Genomic DNA, 12273 nt, shown 5'->3' with positions numbered 1-12273 from the left:
TCTGCTCACCGAACCCCTACCATTCAAGCCCCGATCGCTTTCACAGCCGGAATCCCCGCCGATCAATATCGCCACCACAACACACTGAAGCCACTTCACCGATACTCCTTGATCGAGATCTCCGGCACTCCCCGCGCGCCGCCTCGAACCTCCGCGTCCACGACTCCCGTACGGCGCCCAGCTCCGCCGGCGCGGTCAGCCCACCAGTCCCGGCTAGGAGGCCCGCGTGCGCGGTCTCCAGTTCCGACTTCACCGGGCCGAGGTGTGTGCACATGTCCTCCGCCCCGCCGGCGGCCCGCAGCCACGCACCGTCGCTGTGCTTCAGCACGTCCCCGCCGCCGCCCGCCAGGTCGTTCAGCCGCTGCCGGTCCCCGGGCCGTCCCACCTCTGCCATCGCACCCCCCCTTCCTTGATCGCGGAGCGGCGCTGTGCTAAATCCGGGGCCCGCGACACGCCGCATGCCGTGCTGTCAGGGGGTGTTGTCGCTGCTCTGCCCGGCGGTCGGCGCCGGGCGGTACCGGAGGGATACGGCGGGGACGTCCCGGTCTCGAAAATCGGTGCCGGCCCAGCCCGGCTCCGCGTCCCAGCGGGTCAGCGGATCCGGCCGGTCGCCCGCAGGCCCGCCGCGACGATCCGCGCGGTCCTGCGGGCCGGTCACGTCCACGAGTGGTCGTGACCGGCGCACGCGATCCCGGCGTCGTACGCGGCGGCCTCGAAGCGGGAGTCCGGGAGTGAGCGCCCCGCGCCCCGCCGGGGCACTCAACGGGCGGGACGGATCTCGAATCCATGAGTCATGCCCGGAGTCCGGCAGGCGTCACACACCGCCCGCCAGGGCCTTTCCCTGTGCGACGCCCCGCCCGCCACCCTGCCGTCCACCGGGCGGCAGACCGCACGCGGCCCTCCCACGAGTCCGTTGGAGGGGCATTTCGAGGACGTCAGCAGGACGTCAGTGAGGCATCAGCGGAACGTGAGCGATCCACAGGATGCTTTGGATGTCAAGAGGTCAGAGAGAGCGGCTCGCCGCAGGATCCGGGCCTTTCCTCACCCTCATCCTGGGAGAAACTCATGCGTAAGCTCCGCACCCGCAAGCACACCGCTGCTCTCGGCGCCGTCACCGCGGTGCTCGCCCTGTCCCTCACCGCCTGCGGCGGTGACGACACCGGCACGAAGTCCGCCGGCCCGGCGGGCGACGCCGCATCGGCCGCCGCATCAACCGACTCCAAGTCCACCGACGCCTCGAAGACCACGGACGGCTCGAAGTCCGGCACCGCCGCGCAGAACACCGGAGCCACCAAGGCGGGCACCTCGAAGACGGGCACGTCCGGCGGCACCGCGAACGCGGGCGGCAACACCAGCGACAGCTACGCCTACAAGCACCCGTGCAAGAGCTCGGACCTCTCGGTGCGCGTGTACCCCCGCGAGGGCTCGGCCACCCAGCACGTGATCGAGATCAACAACACCGGCGCGAACTCCTGCGGCCTGAGCTACTTCCCGCGGGTCAGCCTGGGCGCCGCGAAGGCCTCGGACCACAGCGGTGACATCATCCCGGCGGTCCCCGGCGGCCTGGGCGGCGCGCCCGCGTACCCGGTCAAGCCGAAGACGGCCGCCATCGCGGTGATCGACCTCAACCCGGGCGGCAAGAACGGCGTGACCTGGGTCGACGAGATGAACGTGCTGCCCGACGGCGACCACATGGCCAACGCGGAGACGCAGAACTTCCCGCTCGGCCCCGACGTCAAGGTGGGCGACGCGAAGCTCGGCCTGTACCGGGGCACGGTCGCCGAAGCCGTGGCCTCCATGCAGTCGGCGGGCAAGTCCTGACCTCCCTGAACCACCCGACACCCGAGGGCCCGGATCCGACGTGATCCGGGCTCTTCGCGTCGACCGTGGGCGGCGGCCTCCTACGCCGCGCGGAGGAGAAGACCCCGCCCCACGTCCTCCTCCTGGAAGCACGGAACCGCCTCGGGGGACGACGAACGGCGCCGGGCGGCACGACACGCCGTTGCCATGGAAACCAAGCGGACCGCACCGGCCGGCCGATCCCCATGCCGACTCCGCTCCTCCCGTGCCTCGTTGGGCGGTCGGGGCCGCCCAACTCACCGCCCTCGTCGTGCTGCCGACCGGCCTGTGGCGCATCGCGCTCGTCCTCGGATTCCCGTCCGGCTGCACCGCCGAGGGGTTCGCGGGCTTCGAGACCCCGGGCGCGAAGGCGTGGATGCTGTTTCTGAGCGTGGCCTGCGAGTTGGTGGCCCTCCTGACCATCGGCCTGGTACGTCCCCGGGGCGAAGTGCTGCCGCGCCGGATACCGCGCATCGGCGGGCGCACCGTCCGCTGACCGCCGTCGTGCCGGCCCTCCTCGGCTCCGTCGTCCTCACCGCCCTGTGGGCCCCGATGCCGTGGTGGTGGACGTTCCCGCACGAGGACATGACACACACCGGCCACGTACTCGTCGGCATCCTCCACCAGCCGCTCGTTCTCTGGGGGCCGCTGGTCGCCGCAGTCGCCGTCTCCTACTACCGTCGCCGCCGCCACGCGGCCACCGGAGTCGCCCGCAGGCCCCGTACACCGCTTGCACCGCTTGCACCGCGTACACCGCGTACACCGCACGGGCGCTAAATCGAGCCAGTTCGTCGCAGCAGGCAACCTTGCGCTCCGGGCCGAATGCCCCCTCTCGTGCGCCGGGTTGCGCCCCCGCCGGCACCGTCCCGCACTGTCCCCACCGCACAAGAACCCGAAGCTGGGCGCCCGGCGCGCGCACCCCCTGACGACCGGTCCGGAATCAGCTCCGCACCGCCGCGGACGACCTGACGACAGTCCGAAAACGACCAGAATCCGGACGGGGAGCGCCCTCCGGGATGGGTAACGTTCGACCGGTGCGGTAGTCGTTGCCACGGGGGACGAGGTGAGGGCAGTGAGCGGCATTGTTGTCCATCTGCCACGAATGGGCGGTGTCGCGGGGCCGCCGGGCGGTGCCCCGGTGACCCTGAGGCTCGGCCCGGGGGAAGTGGCGCGTTTCGGGCGGGGCTCGGCGACGGTCCCGGTGGAGCTGCGCCTCGACGACGAGGCCGTCTCCCGGCTGGCCGGCGAGATCCGGGTGACCGACGACCACTGGCAGCTCAGCAACCACAGCGCGACCCAGAGCTACCTGGTGGAGAACCCGGAGGGGGCGGGAGAGTATCTGCGGGTCCCGCCCCGGCGGGCCGGCGCCCCCATCCCCTTCGAGTTCTCCCGGGTCGTGCTGCCCGCCCGCCGCGGCACCACCGTCGCCTTCCAGGTGTTCGCGCCCGACCACGTCTATCTGGATCCCGACGGTATGGCGGGCCAGTGGGGCAGCCGCACCGTCATGGCGTACTCACTGGACGAGACCGCGCTCTACTTCCTGGTCCTGGTCGCGCTCTGCGAGCCGCGGCTGCGCGACGAGTCGCCGGTCGCGGTGCCGACCACCCCGCAGATCGTCGAACGGCTCGGGGGACACGCCGCGTGCGGCGGGCTGAAGGCCCGGGCGGTCAGCTCGCACATCGACTACCTCGCCGAGGAGAAGATGCGAATCAGCGCTCCGCCCGAGCACGGATGCGGCGGAGCGCGCCGCAACGGGAAGCGGGAGGCCCTGGTCGGGACCGCGCTGCGGTTCGGTCTCGTACGGGAGGAGCATCTGGCGCTGCTGCCGCCCCGGGCCGTCACGGGCCCCGGGGACCGGGAGACGGACCGGACCGGAGGGGGGGACGGTGCGCGGCCGGGGCGACACATCGGGAAGTGACCGTACGGAGCCGCTGCCGCACGGCTACCGGATCGGCGGCTGGGAGGTCACCGGGCCGATCGCGTCCGGCGGCTGGGCGACGGTGTACGCGGGCCGCCCGGCAGACCCGGCGAAGGGACCGGCGGAGGTCGCGCTGAAGATCCTGCCGACCTCGGGGCTCGCACCGCGCCAGGCCCGGAAGGTCGCGGAGACCGCCCGGCGGGAGGTCGAACTGGACCGCCGGGCCGGCCACCCCAGGCTGATCCGCCTGCTGGACTCCGCCGTGGTCAGCGATCCGGACCGGGCGTTCCTGGACGGTGCGATCGTGCTGGTGATGGAGCGGGCCGAGCGCAGTCTGCGGGACCTGTTCGACGCCGGGGCCGCGGAGGCGGACGTGCCCCGGCTGTTCGCCGGGATCTGCGAGGGCCTGGTCCATCTGCACGGCAGCGGCTGGGTGCACGGCGACCTCAAGCCGGAGAACATCCTGCTGATGGCCGACGGTGCGCTCAAGCTCTCGGACTTCGGGCTCGCCACCGAACTGACCGGCACCGACGGCACCCATGGGTACGCCCCGCCGATGGGCACCCTGGACTACCTCCCGCCCGAGCGCTGGCAGGCCCCGCTCGGCGAGCACGGCGTGGAGATCCGGCCCAGCGCCGACATCTGGGCCCTGGGCATCATGGTCCACGAGGTGTTCGCCTCCGGCGCCTCGCCGTTCCCCGGTGCGACACCGGTGGCGCGCGGCGCGGCGGTACAGGAGTACGCCGCCGGGCGCGCGCCGCTGCGGATCGACGGCGCGGTGCCGCCGTTCTGGCGCGCCCTGGCCATGGACTGCCTGGCCCCGACCCATGCCGACCGCGCCGCGCACAGCGCCGAGAGCCTCCTGGCGCGCATCACCGCACGGTCGTCGCCGCCCCGCCCGGCACCCCGCCGGTGGGGGATGCGCGCCGCCCTGGTGACGGTCGCGGTGTGCGCGGTCGCCGCGACGGTCTGGTCGCAGGTGGCCGGCGGCACCGCGTCCGGCGCCAGGGACGAACCACCGGGGTGGCTCAAGGTGTTCAACGCCGACGACGTCTGCCGGGAACGTACGGACCGCAGCCCGCAGTGCAGTCTCGGCCTGGCGATCGACCCGCTCCGGCCGTACACCGTCGACAACGTCGTACCGTCACGGGTGTGGCACGGTGACGTCCTCGCCGTCGACTGCCGCCTCCCCCAGGGGGTGCCCATCATCGACGAGTCGGACGCCAGTTCCACGGAGTGGTACCGCGTCCGGCTGCCGGCGGGCTCCGCCGCCTCCTCGGCCTGGCTGCCCGCCGTGCGCACCGCGGACCACCCCCGGGTTCCCGACTGCCCTCGGCCCACGCCCGTTCATTGAGTGTCGGTCCTCGCGTCGCGGGCTGTCACTCCGGATCGTTCCGGATGTCCTGCCCGGCGGCCCGACGGCTACCTTGCGGACCCACAGCCACCGTGAAGGAAGAGGGAACAGCCCATGCGCGGCACGCGCTCGCTCCTGCTCGGCGGGGTCTTCGTCCTCGCCTCCCTGGCCGCGCCGCCCGGCGCCCTGGCCGCCGAGAACGGCTCCGCGTCCCCCGCACGGGTCGCCGACGCCACCCAGAGCTTCCGCAATCAGGCCACGGGCCGTTGCATGGACGACACCGACAACGGCTTCCGCACCTGGAGCTGCAACGGCAGCAATCCACAGCTGTGGGACGTGAAGGTCTGGGCCGACGGAACGCGCCAGCTGCGCAACGTCAACACGAACCGCTGCGTCGAGGACAGCGACAACGGGTTCCGCACCGTCGGCACCTGCGGCTCCGGCCCGGAGCAGAGCTGGTGGATCAAGGTCTGGGACGACGGCACCGTCCGCTTCCAGAACCAGGCGACCCTGCGGTGCATCGACGACAGCTCCCTGGGCTTCCGCACCTGGCCCTGCAACGACACCCCGTACCAGAGCTGGTTCTGATACCCGCGTCCCCGCGACGCGGACTCCCCGATCACCCCTTTCCCGCAAGGCTATTGCGACGCGAAGGAGCAGTCAGGTGCGTGGCTCGACCGAACGACGACGTGCGATGTGGAGATCAGCGGTCCTGCTGGTCGTGGTGACCGTGACCGGCCTCGGCAACCCTGCCTTCGCCAAGGGCGCCGGCGACGTGCCGGGCCCGCTCGGGAACTCCGCCCCGGCCACCCTGTTCTGCGACATCCCGCCGGACCGGGACATCGCCGTGACCCGCAAGGTGTACGAGGTCGGGCAGCGCCGCGGCGTGTCCGACAAGGTGATGCTCGCCGGCTTCGAGACGGGCTGGGTCGAGTCCCGCATGAACAACCTGGCGTGCGGGGACCGGGACTCGCTCGGCGTCTTCCAGCAGCGGCCCTCGATGGGCTGGTGCGAACCCGCCCAGTGCCTCGACGTCGACTTCGCGGCGAACAAGTTCTTCGAGGTCGCCCAGCAGATGGAGCCCGACTGGGACACCGCGGGCGAACTGGCCCAGGCCGTCCAGCGCTCCGCCTACCCGGAGCGCTACCCCCAGGCGGAGGGCTACGCGCGGGAGCTGATGGCCGAGGCGTTCCAGCCGTACGGGACGATCGGGACGAAGTACGCCGCCCTGGGCGGCCCCGGCGGTCCGCTCGGCCCGCCGGTCCGCGCCGAGGAGAACTCCTCGCTCGGCGGACGGTTCCAGCTCTTCCGCAACGGGATCATCCTCTGGCACCCGGACGAGGCCCACGCGATCTACGGCGACATCCTCACCAAGTTCTGGGACACGGACGCCGAACGCCGCTGGGGCTTCCCCACCACCGACGAAGCCGACGCCGCACAGGCACCCGACGGAACCCGCGGCCGCTACCAGTTCTTCGAACACGGCCTCTTCCTCTGGTCCCCCCAGACCGGAGCACACACCGTCCACGGCGCCATCTACGACGCCTTCCACGCCGCCGGACACGAAACCGCACTCGGCTACCCCCTCACCGACGAAACCGACGAAACAGGCGGCGGCAAGGCCCAGAAATTCCAGAAGGCCACCATCCACTGGAACGCCGACCGCGGCACCTGGATCACCGACAACTAGCGATTCCCCGACAACCGGCGAATCACCGACGACCAGCGATTCACCGGAGGCCGGTGATCCCCACAGCCGGTGACTCCCCTCCCCACTGCCACTTCCGACCAGGAGGTCGTGTTGAGCCAGCACCGTCCCACCCGCAGGAACGTCCTCAAGACCGCGGGCGGCCTCTCCGCCGCACTGGCGCTGGGCGCCGGTGGCGTCCTCGCGACGGCCACGGCGGCGAGCGCCGCCGGCGACGGCTTCGGGCTGCACATCGTGGACCGCAACGAGAGCGATCCCCGCATGAAGTACTACCGGTTCCAGACCGACGCGATCGGCTGGAACCCCGGCGTCAACGTCCTGCTCCCCGACGACTACGCCACCAGCGGCCGCACCTACCCGGTGCTCTACGTGTTCCACGGCGGCGGCACGGACCAGGACTTCATCACCTTCGACCGCCTGGGCATCCGCGCCTGGACCGCCGGCAAGCCGGTCATCGTCGTGATGCCCGACGGCGGCCACGCGGGCTGGTACTCCAACCCGGTCAGCTCCAACACCGGCCCCCGGAACTGGGAGACCTTCCACATCGCCCAGCTGGTCCCGTGGATCGACGCGAACTTCCGTACGTACGCCGAGTACGACGGCCGCGCCGTCGCCGGGTTCTCGATGGGCGGCTTCGGCGCGCTGAAGTACGCGGCGAAGTACTACGGCCACTTCGCCTCGGTGAGCGCCCACTCCGGCCCGGCCAGCCTGCGCCGCGACTTCGGCCTGGTCGCTCACTGGGCCAACGCGTCCTCCGCGGCCCTGGATCTGGGCGGCGGCACGGTCTACGGGGCGCCGCTGTGGGACGAGGCGAGGGTCACCGCCGACAACCCGGTCGAGCGCATCGAGAGCTACCGGAACAAGCGGGTCTTCCTGGTCGCCGGTACGAGTCCCGACCCGGTCAACTGGTTCGACACGGTCAACGAGACCCAGGTGCTCGCCGGACAGCGGGAGTTCCGGGACCGGCTCGGCGCGGCGGGCATCCCGCACGAGTGGCACGAGGTGCCCGGCGGGCACTTCGTGCGCCCCGATCTGTTCCAGCGCGACCTCGACGGTGTCATCGCCCGCCTCCGCAAGGCGTGACCAGGCGCCGTACCCCGACCCCGTACCCCACTCCCACCCGCATCCCCACCCGCATCCCCCACCGCTCCCAGACACACGGAGGATCCGACCATGTCCACCCCCTCGCAGCCGGAGCGCCGCGCCGCCACCCGGCGCTCGGCGCTCAAGGCAGGCATGGGCTTCGCCCTGGGCGCCGGCCTGCTGGGCGCCGCAAGCGGTGCGGCCGCCGACGAGCGGTCGGGCCGGGCGGCAGCCGGGCGCCCCACCGCGCGACTGCTCCAGACCGGCACCCCGCTGTGCGAGCAGCCCGGCGACTCGGCGAGCGCGCAGGGCCTCGGCTCCGGTGACCTGGCCATCCCGTACTACCGGGAGCACGACAACACCTGGGGCTATGTGTTCGGCGACGCGTTCGGCGGGATCGCCCAGGCCGACCCCTACCTGGGATCTCCGGTGATCCTGAACCAGGCGGACTTCGACGCCTCCGGCGCGACCCCGATCTCGTTCTCCTGGGCGATGCCCACCGGCGGTGCCGCCAACCAGTGCTTCGACTACGCGCACCGGGCGGACAACGGCCACGGCTTCGAGATCTCCCGCATCCCCAACGACTGCATCGAGTTCGGCGGACGCACCTACATCCAGTACACCTCGGTGGCCCTGTGGGACAACATCCCCGCCGGGTACGACGGCTCGCTGATGTCGGGGGTCGCGTACTCCGACGACTACGGCGTGACCTGGCAGGACTACCCGTACCACTGGGCCGGCGACACCCAGGGGACGAACCAGTCCATGTACGGGATGTGGTCGTTCGCGGGCATCGACCCCGACGGCTGGCTGTACATCTTCTCCAAGCGCTGGAACGGCACACACTCCAACACCGCCGACGGCGGCGCGATCCAGCTGTTCCGCATCCAGCCTGACGAGTTCCGCGCGGGCAACTTCGGAGCGCAGGAGAACTGGGCCTACCTGGACGGCCGTTGGCAGTGGACGCGGGCGGTGGGGCCGTCGGTCATGCTGTCCGGGAACAGGATCGGGGAGTTCTCCGTCAAGCGGATCGGCGGCACGTACTGCATGAGCTACTTCGACGTGGACGACTACGCGATCTGCACCCGCACCGCGCCCCGCCCGGACGCCGTCTGGACCGCTCCCAAGCCCCAGATCGTCGGCGACGGCCTGCCGCCGCACCACTGGGGCAAGCCCCAACTTCCGTTCCTCTACGGCGGATACATCCACCCCGGCAGCGCGAGCGCCACGTCCCTGACCCTGATCGCCTCGCAGTGGCAGTCGGTCAACCAGGGGAAGACGCCCTACCGCGTCCTCCAGTACGACGGCATCCAGCCCTGACGTCTCACGGCGGCCCCCGCTCCGGGAGCCACGGCCGCCACCACCCGGTCAGGGGCTGATCGAACACCAGATGCGATCGGGCAGGACCCGGGCGGCTTCCTTCATGTCCACGTCCCCGACGGACAGCCACCGCCGGGCCACGGCGATGACCGGGCCGAGGACGAGCGCTTCGATCACGGGCGCCGGGAGCGAGGTGATCTCACCGGCCTCCCGGCGCCCTCGCACCCAGAGCGCGAGGGGTGCCAGCCGCGCTTCCTGGGAGTCGCGGATCCGCCCGGCCTGCGCCATGGACTCGTGGTCGGCGGTGGCGGAATGCAGGAGCCGGGCTTCGTCCGGGCGGGTCTGCACGAAGTCCAGGTAGGTCCGGACGATCGCCCGGACCCCGGAGCGGGCATCCGTGGTGCGTCCCAGATCCGCGACGACCGCGTCCAGAAGTCTGCCCAGACAGCGCAGGGCGAGGGCGTTGTGCACACCCTGAAGGCTGCCGAAATGGTGGTAGACGCTTCCGGCGCTGACCCTGCTGGCCCTGGTGATCGCGCCGACGGTGAGGCCGGCCTCACCGGACACGGCGTAGATACCCAGTGCGGAGTCCAGGACCTGCTCGGCGGTGGCTTCCCCGCGCTGCTGTTTCGGACTCATCGAGCGGACGTCCTCGGTCTGATCTGAACACGGAGGACTTCTCGGCCCATTCCACCGCCAGTGTAGGCGAAGGATTCTGGAATTTTTTCCAGAAAACCACTCCACTTCCGGTTCACGACAACCAAACTGATCTCGTGTCAGGTATTGGCGCCGTGGCCGTGCGCACCGAGTCGTCGAGGGAGACGGCATGACCGAACCGAGTGATTCCCGGGGCCGGCAGCCAAGTGAGCCGCCCTTCCCACCCCCGCCGCCCGCGTACCCACCGATGCCGGTTCCGCTGCCCGGCACCGGGGCTCCCTGGTGGCAACGCATGACGGGGCGCCAAAGACTGTGGCTCTTCGGCGGGGTCGGGGTTCTGGTCCTGGCGCTGGTGGCCGGAACGCTGCTGGCGGTGACCGGCACGGTCGGGTCCGACGACGGCAAGGCGGTGGCGAAGGCGAACCTCCAGCCGTTCCGGCAGGCGGTCGAGGAACTCGGCGTCGCGCAGGGGCTGCGGTACCAGGACACTTCCGCCTTCGGCGTCACCGAGAACGAGATCACGGTCACCGCCGGCGGAAGCAAGTACGGCACGACCACCTCCGGCGGGAAGAAACTTGAGCAGGGGCTGCTGAACGTCGGCGGCAAGACCTTCATGCGGTGGTCCCAGGACCCCGCGCCACCACCGGGCGCCGCGTCGGACAAGCCCGGTAAGTGGATGGCCGAGCACGAGGACAAGGACTCGCTCGTACAGGAAGCGCTCCGACGGACCCTGCCGCCGCCCGAGTTGGCGGGCGTCCTCACCAAGGCCCTCGACGACCTGGAGAAGGCTCCGCCCCCGGCGAAACGCGCGGACGAGAAGCCTCTCAGCGTGCACGGGACACCCGCCCTCGGCATCGACACATCGGCCGGCCGGCTGCTGGTGACCGAGCAGAAGCCCCACCGGGTTCTCCGCCTGGAGCCTTATGACTTCCACGAGTTCGCCGAGCGGCTCAAGAAGGGGGAGGCGCCGGAGACGATCCCGGAGGTGACCACCGGGCCGCTCACGGTCGGCAACCCCGAGGGAATGGACTTCACCCCGGTCATCGGGGACGCCGTCGACGCGATGTTCGACACCTTGCTGGACTACACCAAGCAGCTCAAGAACGCGGGCGACCGCGGCATCAACTTCACCATCGACGGCTCGGGAGACATCAGCTGCAGCTCGTCGGGATGCTCGGTCACCCAGAAGTTCACCGGCGAGGTCACTTCCAAGGCCCGGGATGAACGCGTCAGCAAGGGGCAGGTCTCCGCGATCCTGACGGCCACCTTCTCCATCGGCGGACAAGCGGCGGGCAAGTGCACCAGTCCGCGCAGCACCTTCCGCCTCACCGGTAACAGCGCCGCCGGCACCCTGCGGTGCTCCAACCCCGGCGCCGGCTCCGTCTACTCCTCGGTGGCCGCCCGCTACAAGTCCCAGGCCGAGGCCCAGTCGCGGGCCAGTGGCGGCAGGGTCGTCCACTACAGCATCCCGCTCCGCGCCAGCACCCTCGTCGACGCCAGCGCCCTGGCCGCGGTCGAGGCCAAGGCGCTCGTCGACCGTGTGAACGGGGAACGGGGCGTCGCCGACTGCGCCAAACCCCACAGCTTCCCGTCCGGTACGCAGGTCCTCCTCGCCGACGGAGCGCACCGGCCCATCGAGGACATCCGCACCGGCGACCGAGTGACCGCCACCGACCCCGACAGGGGCCTCACCGCCGCGCGTCCGGTCACCGACACCATCACCACCGACAACGACAAGGACTTCACCCGCCTCACCCTCACCACCCCCCAGGGCCCCGCCGCCCTCACCGCAACCGACAACCACCCCTTCTGGCTCACCAACGCCGGGCGGTGGGCCGACGCCGCGGACATCCGGATCGGCGACGAGCTCCGCAGCCCCACAGGAGCCCCGCTCCGGGTTGCCGGAGTCCTCGGCCAGCGGGGCCCGCGACGCACCTACGACCTCACGGTCGGCGGCCTCCACACGTACTACGTGCTGGCGGGGACCACTCCGGTCCTCGTCCACAACTGCAACAACCTCGCTGCCGACGCGGCGAAATTCCCCGGGCTGGCCCACACTCTCGACGAGCACGTCAATGTGTCCCGGCAGCAGGCGGCCGCACTTGCCGCTCGTAAGAACGCGCCCAACGGTGTGTTCCACGACGCACAGACGGCCCAGCAGGTGGTGGACTACGGACTCGCCGGGAACGCGCAGAGGATCAAGAACTGGCTCAGGGGCACGGAGCGCCAGTTGACCATCAGGGGATCTTTCGGAGCGAACAACTCCATCGGCTGGGCCGCCCACCCCGACGGACGAATCACTTCGACCGGCAATCAGTACACGATGGTGCTTCAGCGCCAGAGAGGTCATCAGAGCGGATACTTCGTCCTCACCGCGTATCCGAGATAGGCAAG

11 protein-coding genes are annotated in these 12273 nt (G+C 71.0%); 10 read left to right on the top strand and 1 reads right to left on the bottom strand.

Going from position 1 to position 12273, the window contains the following annotated elements; genetic code table 11:
* The first annotated feature begins 1065 nt into the window (after nucleotides 1-1065).
* From AB0D53_RS24250 to AB0D53_RS24210, 9 genes are all read left to right on the top strand, one after another.
* A complete protein-coding gene (locus tag AB0D53_RS24250; RefSeq protein ID WP_362449931.1) occupies nucleotides 1066-1821 on the top strand; it encodes a DUF4232 domain-containing protein in 756 nt (251 codons plus the stop codon).
* A 244-nt stretch (nucleotides 1822-2065) separates the two neighbouring features.
* A complete protein-coding gene (locus AB0D53_RS24245) occupies nucleotides 2066-2335 on the top strand; it encodes a hypothetical protein (RefSeq protein WP_362449929.1) in 270 nt (89 codons plus the stop codon).
* An 8-nt stretch (nucleotides 2336-2343) separates the two neighbouring features.
* Nucleotides 2344-2616, top strand: coding sequence for a hypothetical protein (locus AB0D53_RS24240; RefSeq protein WP_362449927.1), 273 nt, complete (start codon nucleotides 2344-2346; stop codon nucleotides 2614-2616).
* Between the two features lie 295 nt (nucleotides 2617-2911).
* Nucleotides 2912-3757 carry a serine/threonine protein kinase gene (locus AB0D53_RS24235; RefSeq protein ID WP_362449925.1) on the top strand — a complete coding sequence of 282 codons (846 nt, stop codon included), beginning with the start codon at nucleotides 2912-2914 and terminating at the stop codon, nucleotides 3755-3757.
* On the top strand, nucleotides 3726-5111 hold the full coding sequence (locus AB0D53_RS24230) for a serine/threonine-protein kinase (RefSeq protein WP_362449923.1): 1386 nt from the start codon (nucleotides 3726-3728) through the stop codon (nucleotides 5109-5111). Before AB0D53_RS24235 ends, AB0D53_RS24230 begins: the two co-directional genes overlap by 32 nt.
* Nucleotides 5112-5225: 114 nt before the next feature.
* On the top strand, nucleotides 5226-5699 hold the full coding sequence (locus tag AB0D53_RS24225; RefSeq protein ID WP_362449921.1) for an RICIN domain-containing protein: 474 nt from the start codon (nucleotides 5226-5228) through the stop codon (nucleotides 5697-5699).
* 106 nt (nucleotides 5700-5805) lie between these two features.
* A complete protein-coding gene (locus tag AB0D53_RS24220) occupies nucleotides 5806-6801 on the top strand; it encodes a hypothetical protein (RefSeq protein ID WP_362450241.1) in 996 nt (331 codons plus the stop codon).
* Between the two features lie 111 nt (nucleotides 6802-6912).
* The gene (locus tag AB0D53_RS24215; RefSeq protein WP_362449919.1) at nucleotides 6913-7902 is read left to right on the top strand and encodes an esterase family protein; all 990 of its coding nucleotides are present in this window, start codon (nucleotides 6913-6915) and stop codon (nucleotides 7900-7902) included.
* A gap of 90 nt (nucleotides 7903-7992) precedes the next feature.
* The gene (locus AB0D53_RS24210; protein ID WP_362449917.1) at nucleotides 7993-9222 is read left to right on the top strand and encodes a DUF4185 domain-containing protein; all 1230 of its coding nucleotides are present in this window, start codon (nucleotides 7993-7995) and stop codon (nucleotides 9220-9222) included.
* 48 nt (nucleotides 9223-9270) lie between these two features.
* Here AB0D53_RS24210 and AB0D53_RS24205 read toward each other — a convergent pair whose 3' ends face one another.
* The gene (locus AB0D53_RS24205; protein ID WP_362449915.1) at nucleotides 9271-9861 is read right to left on the bottom strand and encodes a TetR/AcrR family transcriptional regulator; all 591 of its coding nucleotides are present in this window, start codon (nucleotides 9859-9861) and stop codon (nucleotides 9271-9273) included.
* Between the two features lie 310 nt (nucleotides 9862-10171).
* Between AB0D53_RS24205 and AB0D53_RS24200 the strand changes: the two genes are divergently transcribed.
* Complete coding sequence (locus AB0D53_RS24200; protein ID WP_362449913.1) at nucleotides 10172-12268, top strand: polymorphic toxin-type HINT domain-containing protein; 2097 nt, start codon at nucleotides 10172-10174, stop codon at nucleotides 12266-12268.
* Nucleotides 12269-12273 lie beyond the last annotated feature (5 nt).

Source organism: Streptomyces sp. NPDC048295, assembly GCF_040652135.1.
Lineage (GTDB): Bacteria > Actinomycetota > Actinomycetes > Streptomycetales > Streptomycetaceae > Streptomyces.
This window is presented reverse-complemented; position numbering and strand designations above follow the sequence as displayed.